The sequence below is a fragment of the Candidatus Poriferisodalis sp. genome (genome assembly GCF_965198245.1).
GTDB lineage: Bacteria > Actinomycetota > Acidimicrobiia > Acidimicrobiales > Poriferisodalaceae > Poriferisodalis.
Genome location: NZ_OZ240249.1, coordinates 2,638,887 through 2,655,725, shown reverse-complemented (window position 1 = coordinate 2,655,725; position 16,839 = coordinate 2,638,887). Strand labels below are relative to the sequence as shown.

The following is a 16,839-nucleotide window of genomic DNA, read 5'->3' as shown; positions in this document are numbered from 1 at the left end:
GCGCGGCGGTCTAGGCCTCGTTGGTCTGCGTTGAACGGGCCACGAGACGGGACTTGCGCCGACCTGCCTCATTGGGGTGGATAACGCCCTTGGCGGCCGCCATGTCGAGACGCTTCTGGACGGCACGCATCAGCTCATCGGTGGGTTCACCGGCTTCCGCAGCAGCGATGACTGCCTTCTCGCGCGTCCGCAATTCTGAGCGAATGGCTCGATTCCGCACCCGGCGCGTCTCGTTCTGGCGGTTGCGCTTGATCTGGCTCTTGATGTTGGCCACGAAGGCGTGCTCTCTGTCTCGGTGGCGGCCACGAAGGCGTGCCCGCTGGGAGTCGGTTGGGTGTATTCGGGTCCTGAGGCGAGTAGCCACGGATTGTCCCGAAACCGGCCTCGCAGGGTACCGTGCGGCCTGCGATGCCCCACGTGCCTCCTGCGTCTGCTGATGGGTCTGCCCAGGGGTCTGACCGTGGGTCTGACCGTGTCGGGCCCGGTTCGATCCGCAACTTCTCGATCATCGCCCACATCGACCACGGGAAGTCCACGCTGTCGGACCGGATCCTGGAATTGACCGACGCTGTGGAGGAGCGCTCGATGCGCGCCCAGTACCTCGATTCCATGGAGCTCGAACGGGAGCGCGGCATCACCATCAAGGCCCAGAACGTGCGGGTGAGCTGGCAAGGGCACACGCTGCACCTCATCGACACACCTGGGCATGTGGACTTCGGGTACGAAGTGAGCCGCTCGCTGGCGGCCTGTGAAGGCGTGGTGCTGCTTGTCGATGCCGCACAGGGCATCGAGGCGCAGACGTTGGCGAACTGCTACCTGGCTCTCGAGTCAGATCTCACCATCGTGCCGGTGCTCAACAAGATCGACCTCCCCGCGGCCGATCCGGATCTGTACGCGTCGGAAATCGAACGCGTGCTGGGCATTGACGCGAGCGAGGTGCTGGCGATCTCGGCCAAGACCGGCGAGGGCGTCGCAGCGCTGCTCGACGCAATTGTGGAGCGCATCCCCCCGCCCGGCGGCGATCCGCAAGCTCCGCTTCAGGCGCTGATCTTCGATTCCCACTTCGACCAGTACCGAGGCGTGGTGTCCTCGCTGCGCGTGATGAATGGTCGGCTGTGCACTGGCGATCGGCTGCGGTTCATGCATGCCGGTGGGCTGCACCTGTGCGAGGAAATCGGACTGCGCCTGCCCGCGGTGACACCGACAGACGAATTGGGACCCGGCGAGGTCGGGTACCTCATCGCGGGCATCAAGGACGTGGCTGAGGCCCGCTCCGGCGAGACCGTCACGTCGGCCACGGCGCCGGCTGATGCACCGCTGGCCGGCTACGACGACCCGAAGCCGATGGTGTTCTGCGGGCTGTACCCCGTCGACGGCGACGAGTACACCGATCTGGGAGAGGCGCTGGCGAAGCTGAGGCTCAATGACGCCTCCGTGACTTTCGAGCCCGAGACTTCAGGTGCGCTGGGATTCGGGTTCCGCTGCGGCTTCTTGGGTCTGCTGCACATGGAGATTGTCCGCGAGCGGCTCGAGCGCGAGTTCGGACTGTCTCTCATCGCCACAGCACCGTCGGTGGCCTACCGGGTGCACACCGACGACGATCGCGAGCTGGAGGTCGACAATCCTTCCGACCTGCCATCCGCGGCTCAGATTGCCGAAATCGCCGAGCCCATGCTGAACGTGTCCGTGCTGACGCCGACTGCCTACACGGGCGCGGTCATGGACCTGTGCCAGTCGCGTCGGGGCTCGATGACCTCCATGGACTACCTGTCGCCCGAACGCGTCGAGCTGCGCTACGAGCTGCCGCTGGCGGAGGTCGTGACTGACTTCTTCGACCAGCTCAAGAGCCGTACCCAGGGGTACGCGAGCCTCGATTACGACCACGCGGGTTACCGGTCTGAGCGCCTCGTGCGCGTTGACATCCTGCTCAACGGCGAACCAGTGGATGCATTCTCTGCCATCCGTCACCGTGATGGCGCGTATCCCTACGGCAAGGCCATTACCGCGAAGCTCGCCGAACTCATCCCGCGTCAGCTGTTCGACGTTCCGATCCAAGCCGCCATAGGCGGGCGGATCATCGCCCGCGAGACGGTCAAGGCGAAGCGCAAGGACGTGCTGTCGAAGTGCTACGGCGGCGACATCACCCGCAAGCGCAAGCTGCTCGAGCGGCAGAAGGAGGGCAAGAAGCGGATGAAGGCCATTGGGCGTGTCGAGGTGCCCAACGAGGCCTTCGTGTCCGCCCTTCGCCTCGACACGTGAGCGGTCGTGCCCGCGCAGCTAGTCCCCCTGTTGGCCGGAATCGGTGTCGGTAGCATCGACATCATCGCCGTCATCCCATGGTGACAGGCTTGCGGCTCGGGCCGCGGAGGAGTGATGGACGAGCGCAGAGCCACGGTGCTGCGAGCGGTGGTCGAGAACTTCATCGAGAGCGCGCAGCCAGTCGGCTCCGCAGCGGTGCTCGAGATGACTCGTCTCGATGTGTCACCCGCGACCGTGCGAAACGACCTCGCCGCGCTCGAATCTGGCGGCTACCTGATGCAGCCGCACACCAGTGCCGGCCGTGTGCCGACTGAGGCGGGCTACCGGTACTTCGTGGACGGCCTCGGACCCGGTTCCCTGGACAGCACAGGCGTCCGGCAGGTAGGTGCGTTCTTCGCCCATGCACAAGGACAGATCGAGGAGCTGCTCGCCGACACCAGCCGCCTCTTGTCTGACCTGACCGAGTATGCAGCGATGGTCGTCGCGCCGAGCCACGACCGCGACAGCATCCGATCGGCCCAGCTGGTGGACCTCGGCGGCGGTCGATTGCTTGTGGTGTTAGTGATGTCGTCGGGCGTCGTGGAGCGGACCTACGTCGACGTGTACAGCAACCCGGACTTGGAGGCGGCGGCCCAGGGGCCTGCTGCAGGTGCAGCCTCTGCGGTCTTGGCCGCAGCGCTTGTGGGAAGGACTCGTACGCAGCCGCCGCTGGTTCGCGAGACCGGAGATGCCCCAACCGATGCACTGGCGGCCGCGGCCCTCTCCGCCCTGGCTGCCGACGAACCGCATCCGAGCGAGCTCTACGTGGGTGGCACGGCCAAGATCACTGAGCAGTTCGAAGCAGTGTCATCGCTGCGTTCAGTCTTGTCGGTGCTGGAAGAGCAGCTGATGGTCGTGACGCTGCTGCGAAGCCTGGTGGATCGCGGTCTCAGTGTGGCCATCGGATCCGAGACCGGCATGAAGCCACTGGCGGAATGCTCGGTGGTGGTTGCGCCCTACGAGGTAGATGGCCGAACAGTCGGCAGCGTCGGCCTGCTCGGCCCGACACGGATGGACTACTCGAAGGCGCTTGCAGCGGTGCATACGGTGAGCCGGAGGCTGTCGGATTCGCTTGGAGATGGCGACGGCGCACATATGCCGGCGGGCTTGTCGCGATCGGCCCAGGAATAGACCCATCACAGATGCCTGCGGACTATTACGAGTTGCTCGGTGTGAGCCGCGACGTTACCGAGAACGATCTCAAGCGTGCATACCGGGGCAAAGCCCGTGAGCACCACCCTGATGCGAATCCCGGCGACGATGGGGCTGAGGCCCGTTTCAAGGAGATCAGCGAGGCCTACGCCGTGCTGTCGGATCCGGAGGCGCGGGCCCGATACGACCGCTTCGGACATGAGGGCTTGCGGGGCGGGATGGGCGGACCCGCGTTCGATTTCGACCTCAGCGACATCTTCGAGTCCTTCTTCGGAGGGAACCCGTTCCGCAGCGGCCGATCGCGCCGCCCGGCAGGTCCACCTCGCGGCGACGACCATGAGACGGTCGTCGACCTCGACTTCGCCGAGGCCGTCTTCGGTACCGACCGGCCGATCGAGGTACGGACACTGGTTCCGTGTGACGATTGCGGTGGCTCGGGCGCCGCAGAGGGCACGTCGCCGACCGTCTGCAGCATCTGCGAAGGCATTGGCCAGGTGCGCCAGGTACGCCAGAGTTTCCTGGGCCAGATGGTGACCACTGCGCCCTGTGCTCGATGCCGTGGGATCGGTGAGGAGATTGCCGAGCCGTGCCGATCGTGCCGGGCCGAAGGGCGCCGTGCAGAACACGTCTCGCTCGTTGTGCGTGTGCCGCCCGGCGTCGATTCTGGCGCCACGCTTCGACTGAGCGGCCGCGGGTCCGTCGGGCCTCGCGGGGGACCCGCGGGCGACCTGTATGTGCATCTCCGTGTCTTGGAGTCTGATGTCTTCGTGCGCCAGGGCGACAGCCTGGTGGCGGAGCTGCCGGTGACGATGCTGCAGGCAGCGCTGGGTACGACGCTGTCGTTCGACACGCTGGACGGGCCGCAGGAACTTGCTGTAGCGGCGGGCACGCAGCCGAACGACACCATCCGGTTGAGCGGACTCGGCGTGCCCCGAGCGAACGGGCGCGGACGGGGCGACCTGCACGTGGTGGTGCGGGTGGACATCCCGAAGAAGCTCTCGAAGTCCGAGGCGGTGAAGCTGAAAGAGGTCGCTGCCGAGCGCGGTGAACCCGTGGACGGCAACGCCGACCCTGTACTTGCGGGGGCGAGCGAGACCCAACCCGACGGCGACCGTCGGCCGGCTGGCCGGCGCAAGCGGCGCCACAAGCACTGAGATCTCCCGGTATGGAGCCAGACGCCGGAATCTCCGAAGTCGACGTCCGATCTGCCCGCCGGCGCCGCTCAGCGGAGTTGGATGCACTGGTAGGAGAGCGGCTGCGTGCCATGCGTCGCCAGCGGCGGCTATCCCTGGCTGATGTGGAGGCGGTGTCTGGCGGCGAGTTCCGGACATCAATCCTGGGGGCATACGAGCGCGGTCAGCGGGGTCTGCGAGTGCATCGCCTCCTGCGACTGGCCGAGATCTACGGCGTACACCCCGCTGCCCTGTTGCCGCAGGAGCTGCCGGTGTCTGGTGGCCGCGAGCCGCCTCGCACACCCAGCGAGGCTCGGACCCCCGCATCGTCCAACTTTCCCCCTGAGGCCGTGCTGTGAGGGACCTGTGAGGGACACTGGGGGATCCAGGGCTCCCGCAGTACAGGAGACGTCGCCCGAGTTCGGCGTGTACTGCCATATTCCGTTTTGCACGCACCGCTGCGATTACTGCGCATTTGCGACGTGGACGGATCGCAGCCATCTCATCGTCGACTACATGGCGAGCTGCCGTCGCCAGGCCCACGAACTGGCGGGGGAGCTTCCGCCGGTGACATCGGTGTTCTTTGGCGGCGGCACGCCGAATCTGGTGGAGCCTTCGCTGCTTGCCGACGTGCTGGAGGAGTTACCGCTGACCGAGGACGCGGAGGTAACAGTCGAGTGCAATCCGGACTTGGTCACGGCGGACCAAATGCAGGCGTACGCGGGCATGGGCGTGAACCGTGTCAGCCTCGGAGTGCAGTCGATGGTTCCCCATGTGCTCGAGGCGCTGGGCCGACGTCATGATCCGCAGATGGTGCCTGCATCGATTGACGCGGTCAGGCATGCGCGCATCGACCAGTTCAATCTGGACCTGATCTTCGGTTCGCTCACCGAATCGGTGTCCGACTGGAAGCGCACGCTGGTCGAGGCCATTGCGCTCGAGCCAGATCACCTGAGCGTGTACGGGCTGACCCCCGAACCCGGCACAGCACTCGGAGACGATCCTTCCCGACATCCCGACGACGACGACATGGCCGACAAGTACCTGCTTACCGACGAGCTGCTGGATCAGGCGGGCTACGAGATCTATGAGATTTCCAACTGGGCTCGGCCCGGCGCGCAATGCCGGCACAACCTGCTGTATTGGCAACAGGGCTCCTACGCGGGCATCGGCTGCGCCGCGCACAGCCACCGTGACCGCCGCCGCTACTGGAGCGTTCGCACACCCGAGCGGTTCATCGCAGCGATCTCGACGGGAACTTCGGTCACCGCCGGCAGCGAGGAGCTGGACTCCGACGACAGCCGCATCGAGGCGCTGCAGCTTGCGCTGCGCACTTCCGCCGGTGTCCCCGCCGATGCGGTTCCCGACGACGTCGCGCACCTGCTCACGCCCGCCAGCCAGGGTCGTCTCAAGCTGACCGCTCGTGGACGCCTCGTCGCAAACGAGGTGGCAATCCGTCTGGAGCTGCCGTCGCGGCGCTAGCGCGACTGCGCGCTCAGTACCAGCGCAGCATCCGCCGCGGGCTCGCGTTGGGACAACGTCAGGTGCAGATCGCCATAGTGCACAACCAGCGCATCGCAAGAAAGATCGTGCGCCGTGCCGAACGACGACGACGACCTCGACACAGCGTCGGCGTGCTGAGGCACAACAGCAATGCGAGCTGGAACGACGTGGCGTTCCGGCGGGGGCCACGAACCGTAGAAGCCGACGATGCCCGAACTGGGCTTCACAACCGCCAACGTCGAACGGCCGTCGCAGTCCCAATCGCCGACCGCGACGAGGTCACCATCGGCACCGAGCGTCCATTCACCGTGCGGAGTGCGCACGGCCGCCGACCGACGATGTGCGGCGGGCATCTCGATGCGGACGGGTACCGGGCAGCCATCCCCGCGGACGTCGGCGTGATATAGCACGACCGTCGCATGGGCACTCGCCTCCTCACTCTGCGGTGGTGTGCTGGGGGGCTCGCTGGGCTCAGCTGAGCCGTCTCTGCCCTCGCCAACATCGAGATCGGCGCCGGTCCACTCGGGGCAATACGCCGTTGCCGTGCTGTAGAGCAAGGTCGCTCCCGTGGACGCGGGCTTCTCGGAGGTGATCGTGGCATCGGGCAGTGCGGTCGAGCCTTGGCCGTGGTCATCGGCAGCTGCCGAGACGCCAGCGAGCTCAAGCGAGGGGGCACCGGATGTAGCAGCAGAGCTCACGGGGCTGCTTCGGGAGCCGATGAGTGGTGCCGTGCCAGGAGACTCCAAATCCGGTTCGCCACCCGCGAGCGCTCGCCATCCGATGAACGCTGCGACCGCCAAGGCCGCAGCGGCCGCCGCATAAGCGCCGACACGCCGCCGGTCCCACGTCGTTGGGTCTCGAAGCTCCGCACGATGGGGCAAGCGAGCGACATCGTCTGACGGATTCGAGGCTGCGACATCTGCTCGTAATCGTTCGCGCAGGCCATCTGGTTCGTGTCCGAACGTCGCAACACGTGCCTGGGGGGATCCGAAGCCATCGGTGGTCACCGGATGTTCCTGTCCGGCTGCGTCGCGAACGTGACGCAGCCGGGTGAGCCACGTCATCAACGCCTCACTGTCGTGGGGACTCGCCGACGCCACAGCAGCGAGGTCCCCGCAGGCAATAAGCGCATCACCGCAGAACTGGCGCTCTGTCGGATCCGACGCCGAACGATCCGTGCGCGCGAGTTCTACCTGCCCGAGAACAGCGAGCGCAGCGAGATCGGTGCCCGGCAGATGCTGACGGTCGTCGGCAGGGCCCGTCGCTTCCCCGAAGCCACAGATCACCGGCCGGCGCGGTCGCGCCACGAGAACGTGCTCGCCCCTGAGTGCACCGTGGCGGATGCCTCGAGCATGCAGTTCGGCGAGTGTCGTGCCGAGATCGATGAGGACATCCAGAAGATCGACCAGACCCAGGGGCGGCTGCTCGGCAAGCGTCGCGGCTTCGAGGTAACGCAGCCGCAGCTCGCATCGCTCATCGACTTCGTCAAACCCGACGGACTCGACCACTCCCTCGATGCGAGCGGCGTTGAGCACTCCGGCCTCGTGGCGCAAACGCGGCCGCTCAGCGCCGATGGCGTGCTTGACCAGGATTGCGCTGCCCGAACCATCGTCGCGAACGGTCGGACTTCTCAGCACATTCAGAAGTTATAAAAGAATAGAAAACTTATTCAAATGAATTGCCCTGAAGTAAGGGGCTCAGCTCGTAAGTTCACCCCGAGAGGCGTACGCGTCCAATGGCCTCGGCAGAGACGTTCCAGTTGGACTGTCCATTCACGTTGCCGATCAAGCCGATGACACGTCGTGCCGAACCCGAGACCGACACCCGCACGGCCCTCGAACCTGCCGCGCTGACCGCTACCGAGACAGAGCCGGGTTCGAAAACTGAGGACAGCCGCTCGGTGGCCATCCGCTGGCCCCAATGACTCAAATGCCGAAGGCGTGAGGCATCGAGCCGGTAGGACCCGTGACGGCGAAGCGCGGCCTCGTCGATGCCAAGCGAGACCAGATCGTTCGCGAGCGAGGACGCTGCTGCTTGGGCCTCACGCTGCGCCAAGAACGCAGCGGCGCTGTCGACGGCGATGCTGGCCAGCAGTGCCACGATCAGCACGCCGGTAGGCACGAGCAGCAGCACCGTGCCCCGCTCGCCGTCACCGGGAACCTTCGGCGAGGGCTCGTGGCGTGCAGCGACCACTGGTCGGACGGGGTCACTGTCCACAGGGTGCCCGTCCGTCCAGACCGTGCCGGAAGGGATCGGTGATCTCGCTGGCGCGAGCCCGGACCGTGAGGGGCGACCAGCCGCCGCCCAACAGAGCGATACGAGGGACTTCCTGCGTCGCTTCGAACATCACCCGATCGCAGCGATGCAACCGGGCTGCACCGACCGGCGCAACGGAGGCCTCACCGTGGAGCCGGTAGCCGGAAATCGCCTGCGTACCTGCGGAGACCGCCGCCTCCACGGCATGTGCGGGGCGAGGTCCAGAGTGCTCGACGAAGGTCCGCGTGGCCTCCCGGGCACCAGCGATCACGGCGATCTTCGCATCCAGTGCCGCCCAGGCTTGGGCGAGCACCAAGGCACCCCCGATGAAGACGAGCACCACAAACGGCAGCACTTCTGCCCCCACGACGCCTGAGGAATCACGCCCTCTGCGGATCACGGGGAGCCCTCGAAGCGTGCCAGTTCGCGTCGCATCTCGAACCGACGCTCGATGCTCCGCAATCCGATCAGTGCCGAAGCGTCGATGAGAACGTTCGGCGGCTTTGCCACCAGATCCAAGGCGACGATTTCGGAGGTCGTGCTCCAACGCAGCGTCACGATGTCCAGTCCTGGACCGATGTTCGAGCGCAACCAGCGCTCGGCATCGACGATCGAGGCGGGGTCAGCGCCCGCGAGCGCAGCCCGGCGCGTTGCGTCGTAGCCGACAGCGGTGACAATCGAGGTGCTGTAGAAGTGCACGGCAACCTGGACTGCGAGCATGAGAAACGTCAGGTACGCCAGCACACCCCACGGCAATGCGACGAGACCGACGCCTTCTTCATCGTGAGCACGCGTCACTTGCCGATCTTTGCGATTTCAGAATTCGTTGTCTCCTCCGCGTTTTCCCACAGTGCCTTGAAGCCAACCCACATGAGGGCGCCGAGCGAGGCGATGATCAGCACGGCGATGGCCGCTGAAATGACTCCTTCGCCACATTCGTTTCGCCCGGAGGAGCCGCGTGCGGCCCAGAACATCGCCGGGTTCTGCCATCGGTCCAGTGTCACGATGCCAGCACTGGCGCAAACCGCGCTGAGCGCAGCGACGGAGGCATCGAACGTCACTGCGAGGGCGGTTTCGAACATAGCGGTCAAGGTGTTGAGGTACACGGGGTTGTCCTTTCGATAAATGCCGGTCATGTCCTTGGGAGGGTTCGCCCGGCTTCGCTGGCGCTGACCGGCGGCTCATAGCGCCGCAAAGCTGCTGAGGGCGTCGCTGAACGGGATCGCCAGCAGGACAGATCCCGGCACCAGCGCGGCGACGGTGACGGGAATCCACACCTGCTCGTTGCGACGTTCGATGTGGGCGATGAGGCGCCGGTGGGCCTCCATGCGGGCTGAGCGGGCCTCGTCGGATACCAGCGCCGCGATGTCGGTCGTTTCCTCGTGCAGGGTGAGCACGCCGACGAATCTTCGAATCTCCGCCGAGCCAGCGTCGTCGGCCCACTCGGCCAGTGCCACCTCAACCGCGATTCCTCCCGAGACGTGGGTGCTGACGCGTTCCAGTCCCGCGGCGCAGATCCCCTGCCCGCGCCGTGCCGCTGCTTCGAGGGCGCTGGTCAGCGACATGCCGCTGGCAAGCAGCATGCCGATCTGCTCGGCGACGACCGGCAGCTCCTCGATGATCTGTGTGCGCCGGTGGGCAACCGATCTCCCGAGGTGGTGCTCAAACGTGCCATATGTCGCAGCGGCCGCGGCTAGCGCCCCGGCGAATCCCAGCAACGGCCTCGCGCCGATGGTGCTGAGTGCAGCCACTGATGCAATGAGCACGGCACCGCAGATCACGTACTGCCGTGTACGAAACTCAGACGGGGATTGGGCAATGCCGGCCTGAGAAAGCCGGGCGCGGAGTTCGGTATCGGAGTCCAGCAGCGTCGCGATGCGCCCTCCGGATCTCGCGGCGCTGCTCATTGGAGGCTCATTGGCCAAATACCCGTTTCCGCAACGGGACTGCCATGATCCGCCCCGCCCACAACCAGCAGCCGACTACGGCGAGCACACTGAGTGCCACGAGCAATTGGCCGTCCGACGCCTCGTAGGCCTGTCGACCGCGTCCGATGCTCAAGCCGATCACGGCCATGAATGCCGGCACCACTGCGACGAAGCTGCGGGCAAACCGCGCTCCGGCCTGTTTGGCGCGAGCGTCCTCGCGGGCAGCAGCCTCGGAATGTGCAGCCTCGGCCAGTGCGCGCAGGCGGGTGTCGAGCCGTACTCCGCCGACCTGGTGCGCGGCCAGCAATGTCTCGCAGATGGCGTCCGCTGTCGGGTCCGCCAGCCATGTCTTGAGCACACGCAACGAGGCTTCGAAATCGGTGCTCAACGCCCATGTGCGTGCTGCTTCGGAGAACGCCGTTCGCATTTCTGTGGGGGCTTGAGCTCCCGCAGCGAACAACGCGGAAGGGATCGACAATCCCCGGTTGGCTACGAGGACGCGAATCTCTGCCAAGAGTCGAGGCCAAGCCTGCCGGGCGTTAGCGACACGGTGTAGGCGCCGTCGCGAAGCTGCACTCGGGGGGATGGCAGCACCGAATGCTGCGACAAGTGCAGGTGCGACGAGCCCGCCGAAGAGGATCCAGGCACCCGTCCATCCGGCAACGGCTGCCGCGACCGCACCCAGCACGCTGCGGAGCAGGTGATCTGATGATCTTCGAGATGCCAATCCCGTCGGGCGCACCATCTTGGGTAACCATCGTGGGGCGAGCGGTACGTCGCCCTTCTTGATCGCCAGCAGCCCGACGCCCAGCGCGCCGGCGATCGTAAACACGAGACCGGTCACTGAGCTGCGTCCGCGGGTGCGCGAGGGCCTGGCATCTCAAATCCCGCGGATTCGATGTGCGACGCCACCCGCCGTGGCACGTTTCCTGTGCTCGCAGGCGTCTGGCCGGTGCGGTCAATTGCGTACAGCACCGTCGTCTCGAACGAGAGGCTGTCACCGCTGCCGGCAGGATCTTCCACCCCCACGATCTCGGTGACCTGCACCCCGGAAGGGTTCCGGCGCAGGTACACCACGATGTCGATCGATTCGGCCACCAATTGGGTGATCGCTGCGACGGGCATGTCACGCACGTCAGGCGCGAGTTGGCACATGAGCCGGAGCCGTCCGAGGGCCTGGCGTGCAGATCCGGCGTGGATGGTGGCGTAGCCAGTCACCCCGCTGGACAGCGTCAGCAACAGGGGAACTGCCTCGCGGTCGCGGACCTCACCCACGATCGCCACGTCGGGCGCCATGCGCAGGAAGCCGGCAACCAAGCGCCGCAAGTCGACAGGTGCGCGCTCGGTCCGCCCAGGCCGGGTCTGCATACCGGCGACGTTGGGCAGCGGTATGTCGAGTTCGAAGACCTCTTCGGCGGTCGCGACACGAAGCTGTGGATCGAGCTCGGCGGCGCAGCACCCCAGCAGCGTCGTCTTGCCGGTGCCCGGAGCGCCGGCAAACAGGATCGACAGCCGGGCACGCACAGCAGTGCGCAGGAAGTCGGCGATCTCGCGGGTCAGCGTCCCGATCGCTGTCAAGTCGTTCAGGCTCGAGAAAGCGATTCCGGTGAACTTCCGGATGTTGAAGATCAGGTGGCCGCCGCGGCCGATGTCGGGATGGACAATGTGAAGCCGGGCACCATCATCCAGCTGCGCGTCCTGCAGTCCCTCGCTCGGATCCAGCTTGCGATGGGACGCAGTCGCGTCGTCGATGATTCTCGTCAGCGTGCGCCGGACGTGCTCGCTGTCGTGGAAGACCTCGTCGTGACGGCCGCTCGGGCCGCGGTGACGCTTGACGAAAATCTCACGCGGGGCATTGACCATGATCTCCCATACGTCGGCATCGGCGAGCAGCGCCTCGAGCGGTCCGTAGCCCAGCAGGTCGCGCTGAATCCGGTCCGCCACTGGATCAGCGTCGGTGACTGCATGGCTGCGTACGCCGCGCTTGAAGTCGATATTCCAGCGCCGCATTTCTTCGTGGGCGAGAGCCATGATGGCGAGATCTGCACCCGGCGCGCGAGGATCCAGTCCGCCGTGGCGAGCCCGTTCCGACACCGCTCGTTCAATCTCGGCGAGCGATTCTGGATCGATCATGACCCGACGGGATTCGAGGCACCCCAGGCCCGGATCAGGGTGATAGCGCCTGCATCTGCGGCGGCAGCGACCGAGACGGCAGCGGCGCGTTCGGGCACCTGCAGCGTGACGGTGATCGTGTTCGAGAGATGCTCCGTGCCCGAGAGGCCGTCGACGTCGAGCACGAGGGCACCGGTCGCCACGACGACTGCTCCGTTCGGGGGGACGCGATCGGTGGCGACGACGTCAACTTGCTCGCCCGCGGTGAGCAGGCCGTTGAGCGCCCGGGAACGATCGAGCTCGACCGAGACGGCATAACCCTCGCGTCGGTCGCTTGCGAACCCAAGCGAGCCGACGTCGCCACGCGTCAGCAATTGCCCGGCGTGCACGGCCCCGACAACGAGGTTGCCGACCACGTCATCTCCGTCACCGAAGACGGTGGCGGAGACCTCAGGCGGCAGTTGGATCGGCACGAGGGCAACGTCGGTTGGCTCGATGACGCTGCCCGGCGCAAGTCGGCTCCGTGCGACGAAGTAGCTGGTCTCGGGTGCCGCTGCCGACTGCTCGAATGCCCACCACAACCCCAGTGCTGCGGCGCCGCACAGGATGCAGCCCGCGATGACTCGCGGCCGAATCGAAGTGTGTGCCGGTGCGGCGCGGCGGCTGGCGCGAGAGGCCGCGGGGACGGCCTCGCGACCGGTCGGCAGCAGCGAATCGGTGGGCACGGCGAGAACCTAGCCAAACTGCTATGAAACAACAAGAAAATTATGGAAACGTCACGTTATTTACCAAATATGTGGAATAAATATGGCGATATAGCGCGCGATATCAATCATCGATGTCGAAATGCACTTTGCCCGGAGGCGAGCGCACTAGCGTGGTTTTCGAGGAACTTGGCGGTTGCCCTACGACGCCAACGGCCGAGCGACAGCGAGGTGCGATGATGCCCGAGGAGCCGACGAGGGCAGGCGACGATGGCGCAACGAGCCCGGAACAGCGCCAGGCCTCCTATGACGAAATCGTCTGGCTGTCCACGCTGAAGGCTGCAAACCGCATGGGCATCACCACTCGGACGCTGTATCGCTTCATTGATCGGGGCGACCTGCCGGCGTACCGGTTCGGCCGTGTCATCCGGTTGCGACTCTCCGATGTGGACAGTTTCGTGGAGCAATGCAGGGTTGAGCCGGGAAGTCTCGAGCACCTCTATCCCGAAGCGCGCCTGTCCGACCTCGACGAAGTACCCGAGACGGCCGACGACGCTTGAGCGGCGAGGAAGTTCCACCCGCTGACGCCGGTGCGCCAGGGGGCGTGTGGAGCACGATCAGCCCGCGCTTCGGCGTCCGCCCAGACTGGCGCAGCGCGGCGGTTCGGGGCCGCTGGCCGGGAGGCCTTGCCCTCCTCTTCGTGATCGGTCTCGGCGGCTCGATCACCTTGCTCGCAGTCTCGCTGATTGCGTCAATGGTGGGCTACGACAACACCCTGGAGTCCGAACTCCTCGAGCGACCCCTCGTCGAGCAATTCGTGCTCGTGGCGCTGCTGGCGCCGGTTGTCGAGGAGCTTGTGTTCCGGCTCCCGCTTGCCGGCCGCCTGCGCTTGGGGGTGCTCGCGGCCACGGGAGCGATCGGAGTCCTGAACTTCGCAGGAGGCGACGGGCCGGTCATCGCCGTCGCTGCGGTGTTCGGGATCATCGTGGTCGCATCCGGCGTGTTGTGGATCCAGTCGCTCATCGTCGGGGTGACGCGAGACGCCGCTGAGAACCAGAGTGCCCCGACCCCCCCGACCTGGCGCGACAGCGCCGCTGGGTGGTGGTCATCTCACCCGGGTTGGCCGGTGTGGTGCTCGATAGCAGCGTTCGGCTTCGTACACCTCAGCAACTACGACGTGAATCTCTCCGTCGCCGCGATCATCGTGGCGCCGCTCGTGGTGAGCCCGCAGATGTGGCTGGGCCTCATGTTCACCATCGCGCGAGTGCGCTATGGGTGGTGGGCGGGCCTGGCCCTGCACGCATTCCACAACCTGGCGGTCTGGGGCGTGACCAGCTCCCTCAGCCAGTCAGCGCTTCCGTAGCTGCTTGGGCGTACTCACGCGGCGGCAAGCGCCGTTCGCCGTCGATGTGGAGGCTGGGCAGCCTTGCCAGCCATCGTGGGAACCACCAATTCGCATCCCCCAGCAGCTTCATCGACGCTGGCACAAGCACCATGCGGATGACGGTGGCGTCGACGGCGATGGCAGTCGCGAGGCTGAGCCCCATCATCTTGAGCACGGGATCTGCGTTGCTCACAAAGCCGATGAACACGGAGATCATGATCAGCGCAGCCGACGTGATGACCCGAGCCGTGTTCGCGATGCCGCTGACGACGCTGTGGGCGTTGTCGCCGCTGGAGAGATAGTTCTCCCGGATGCGGCTCAGCAAGAAGACCTCGTAGTCCATCGACAGGCCGAACAGCACCGCGAAGGTGAACATCGGCAGGAATGAGACGATTGGCACCGGCTCGGCCAGCCCCACCAGGCGCAGGCCCCAGCCCCACTGGAACACGGCCACCATCACGCCGTAGGCGGCGCCAATCGACAGCAGGTTCAAGATCGCTGCCTTGAGCGGGACCAGCAGCGACCGGAACACCAGGATCAGCATCAAGAAGCTCAGCACGACGACTGCGGAAATGAAGTAGGGCAGTCGGTCGGTGACACGCTTCGACACATCAGCGAGGGTGGCCGTGGCGCCGCCAATGTGGGCAGCGTCAGGGTCCCTCAGCACCATCGGAAGGAGCTCGCTTCGCAGCCGTTCGAGGGTCTCGACCGTTGCCTCGTCCTGCGGTGCCGTCGTGGGGAATGCGGTGAGGGCGGCTGCATCACCGACCTGCGAGTACAGCGGCGGCGTTACAGCAGCGATGCCAGGATCGGCCCCCACAGCGGCGGTCAGCTGTGACAGCTCGGCGGGTGTTGTGCGTGTGGTGTCGGCCGCGATGATCAGCGGGCCGTTGAAGCCCGGCCCGAACCCCTCCGCGAGCAGGTCGTATGCCTGCCGCGTCGTGCTGTTGGGGTCGTCGTTGCCTTGGTCGGGAAAACCCAGCCGGAGCCATATGACCGGTGCGGACAGCACGATGAGCAGGGACAGCGTGCCCACGAAGTACGCGCGGGCGTGGGCCGACACGTGCGCTCCCCAACGGTGCCAGACGGGATGAATGTCCCCGGTCCCCCCACGCCACGACTGCAACCTCCTCCGAATCCTGGCGAAGCGTTCCGAGCCGAGTCCGCGGCTGCGCCGGCGGCGGGCGCCGAGGCGTGGCCCTACCCACCCCAGCAGAGCGGGGAGCACCGTGATTGATGCCGCCACCATCAAAGACACGACCACCGAGACCGACACCGCGGCAGCTGTCATGAACGGCACCCAGGACATGATCAGGCCCAAGATGGCGATGACGACGGTGCCGCCGGCGACAATCACCGCCAAGCCCGCAGTGGCATTCGCGCGACCGGCGGCATCGGGAACGGTGAGGCCGTCGGCCAAACCCTCGCGGAAACGCGTGACGATGAACAAGGCGTAGTCGATGCCGACGCCGAGGCCGATCATCATGGCCATGTTCGGCGCCCAGTCGGGAACGGGAAGGCCCAATGCCAGCAAACCCATGAGGCCGAAGACCCCGATGCCGATGCCGAACAGGGCCAAGCCGATCGGCAAGCCCATCGCGACGATGCTGCCGAATGCCACCAGCAGGATGACGACTGCGGCAAGGAGTCCGACTGCCTCGCCCAAGCCGGTCTCGGGTTCTCGGATCTCCCGGTAGAGATCGCCGCCGTAGGTCACCCGCAAGGTCCCGGCACCAAAGTTTGCGATGGCAGCGTCGCCCGTTGCCTCCAATCGTGCCGTGACATGCGATGAGGTCTCGACGTCAGGGCGCAGCCTGACCGAAATCAGTCCAATGGTGCCGTCGGGGCTGACAGCGGGCTGCTTGCGCATGATGCGGGAGCCGTCATTGCTCGTGCCCCCGACCAGGCGCGCCAGGTCGCCCGGGTGCGGCCCGTCCACAAAGGCAACGTCCGGATTCTCGGCGAGGGTTGCGCGCAGCATCGCGATGGCCACGGTCTGCGGCGGATCTGCCAGCGTCGATCCTGCAGGTGCTTGCACGACTACCAGTGCAGTGGTGCCGGAATCGGTTCCGAACTCTGAACGCAGCAACTCGTGGGCGCGCTCGCTGTCCGAACCGGGCAATTCGATGCCCCGACCGAACTCGCCGCCGTAGACATGGTTGGCAACCAGCAGCGAGACGGCTAAGACGACCCAGACTGCGACGGTCCGGAGTCGATGGATGGCACACGCCCGACCGAGCTTGTAGAGGAGCGTGGGCACAACAGCCAGTATGGCGAGGCCTGAGCGCATGCCGTGTCAGGATTTGCTCGCCGTTGTGTGGCACAGGACG

18 protein-coding genes are annotated in these 16,839 nt (G+C 66.0%); 7 read left to right on the top strand and 11 right to left on the bottom strand.

The genetic code is table 11. The features are described 5' to 3' along the window. Positions 1–10: 10 nt before the first annotated feature. Entirely contained in the window at positions 11–274 is a 264-nt protein-coding gene (gene rpsT, locus ACOCMM_RS11915; protein ID WP_419553363.1) for a 30S ribosomal protein S20, read from the bottom strand. 134 nt (positions 275–408) lie between these two features. Here rpsT and lepA point away from each other — a divergent pair, with 134 nt between their 5' ends. From lepA to hemW, 5 genes are all read left to right on the top strand, one after another. After that, positions 409–2,259 (top strand): translation elongation factor 4, encoded by a 1,851-nt coding sequence (gene lepA, locus ACOCMM_RS11910; protein WP_419553362.1) that lies wholly within the window; start codon positions 409–411, stop codon positions 2,257–2,259. Between the two features lie 114 nt (positions 2,260–2,373). After that, positions 2,374–3,429, top strand: coding sequence for a heat-inducible transcriptional repressor HrcA (hrcA, locus tag ACOCMM_RS11905; RefSeq protein ID WP_419553361.1), 1,056 nt, complete (start codon positions 2,374–2,376; stop codon positions 3,427–3,429). A gap of 11 nt (positions 3,430–3,440) precedes the next feature. Continuing rightward, positions 3,441–4,604 carry a molecular chaperone DnaJ gene (gene dnaJ, locus ACOCMM_RS11900; protein WP_419553360.1) on the top strand — a complete coding sequence of 388 codons (1,164 nt, stop codon included), beginning with the start codon at positions 3,441–3,443 and terminating at the stop codon, positions 4,602–4,604. A gap of 11 nt (positions 4,605–4,615) precedes the next feature. Further along, positions 4,616–4,981, top strand: coding sequence for a helix-turn-helix domain-containing protein (locus ACOCMM_RS11895; protein ID WP_419553359.1), 366 nt, complete (start codon positions 4,616–4,618; stop codon positions 4,979–4,981). 7 nt (positions 4,982–4,988) lie between these two features. Then, on the top strand, positions 4,989–6,104 hold the full coding sequence (gene hemW / locus ACOCMM_RS11890; protein WP_419553358.1) for a radical SAM family heme chaperone HemW: 1,116 nt from the start codon (positions 4,989–4,991) through the stop codon (positions 6,102–6,104). Here the strand turns inward: hemW and ACOCMM_RS11885 are convergent. From ACOCMM_RS11885 to ACOCMM_RS11845, 9 genes are all read right to left on the bottom strand, one after another. Beyond that, complete coding sequence (locus ACOCMM_RS11885) at positions 6,101–7,762, bottom strand: hypothetical protein (RefSeq protein WP_419553357.1); 1,662 nt, start codon at positions 7,760–7,762, stop codon at positions 6,101–6,103. The genes hemW and ACOCMM_RS11885 overlap by 4 nt on opposite strands. Before the next feature lie 73 nt (positions 7,763–7,835). Next, a complete protein-coding gene (locus ACOCMM_RS11880; RefSeq protein ID WP_419553356.1) occupies positions 7,836–8,342 on the bottom strand; it encodes a hypothetical protein in 507 nt (168 codons plus the stop codon). Further along, complete coding sequence (locus tag ACOCMM_RS11875) at positions 8,332–8,781, bottom strand: hypothetical protein (RefSeq protein ID WP_419553355.1); 450 nt, start codon at positions 8,779–8,781, stop codon at positions 8,332–8,334. Before ACOCMM_RS11875 ends, ACOCMM_RS11880 begins: the two co-directional genes overlap by 11 nt. Next, positions 8,778–9,179: a hypothetical protein gene (locus ACOCMM_RS11870; protein ID WP_419553354.1), complete on the bottom strand. Its 402-nt coding sequence runs from the start codon at positions 9,177–9,179 to the stop codon at positions 8,778–8,780. Before ACOCMM_RS11870 ends, ACOCMM_RS11875 begins: the two co-directional genes overlap by 4 nt. Then, positions 9,176–9,487: a hypothetical protein gene (locus ACOCMM_RS11865; RefSeq protein ID WP_419553353.1), complete on the bottom strand. Its 312-nt coding sequence runs from the start codon at positions 9,485–9,487 to the stop codon at positions 9,176–9,178. Before ACOCMM_RS11865 ends, ACOCMM_RS11870 begins: the two co-directional genes overlap by 4 nt. A gap of 75 nt (positions 9,488–9,562) precedes the next feature. Then, positions 9,563–10,288, bottom strand: a complete 726-nt coding sequence (locus ACOCMM_RS11860) for a type II secretion system F family protein (RefSeq protein ID WP_419553352.1) — start codon at positions 10,286–10,288, stop codon at positions 9,563–9,565. Positions 10,289–10,295: 7 nt separating this feature from the next. After that, positions 10,296–11,141 carry a type II secretion system F family protein gene (locus tag ACOCMM_RS11855; RefSeq protein WP_419553351.1) on the bottom strand — a complete coding sequence of 282 codons (846 nt, stop codon included), beginning with the start codon at positions 11,139–11,141 and terminating at the stop codon, positions 10,296–10,298. A gap of 8 nt (positions 11,142–11,149) precedes the next feature. Continuing rightward, positions 11,150–12,442 carry a CpaF family protein gene (locus ACOCMM_RS11850; protein WP_419553350.1) on the bottom strand — a complete coding sequence of 431 codons (1,293 nt, stop codon included), beginning with the start codon at positions 12,440–12,442 and terminating at the stop codon, positions 11,150–11,152. Next, on the bottom strand, positions 12,439–13,146 hold the full coding sequence (locus ACOCMM_RS11845) for a hypothetical protein (RefSeq protein WP_419553349.1): 708 nt from the start codon (positions 13,144–13,146) through the stop codon (positions 12,439–12,441). The genes ACOCMM_RS11850 and ACOCMM_RS11845 overlap by 4 nt, the downstream gene beginning before the upstream one ends. A gap of 215 nt (positions 13,147–13,361) precedes the next feature. Between ACOCMM_RS11845 and ACOCMM_RS11840 the strand changes: the two genes are divergently transcribed. Then, complete coding sequence (locus tag ACOCMM_RS11840; RefSeq protein WP_419553348.1) at positions 13,362–13,685, top strand: helix-turn-helix domain-containing protein; 324 nt, start codon at positions 13,362–13,364, stop codon at positions 13,683–13,685. A 44-nt stretch (positions 13,686–13,729) separates the two neighbouring features. Further along, positions 13,730–14,488 (top strand): hypothetical protein, encoded by a 759-nt coding sequence (locus ACOCMM_RS11835; protein ID WP_419553347.1) that lies wholly within the window; start codon positions 13,730–13,732, stop codon positions 14,486–14,488. On the opposite strand, the gene ACOCMM_RS11830 is transcribed toward ACOCMM_RS11835, so the two are convergent. Beyond that, positions 14,466–16,769 carry an MMPL family transporter gene (locus ACOCMM_RS11830; RefSeq protein ID WP_419553346.1) on the bottom strand — a complete coding sequence of 768 codons (2,304 nt, stop codon included), beginning with the start codon at positions 16,767–16,769 and terminating at the stop codon, positions 14,466–14,468. The genes ACOCMM_RS11835 and ACOCMM_RS11830 overlap by 23 nt on opposite strands. Positions 16,770–16,839: the final 70 nt, after the last annotated feature.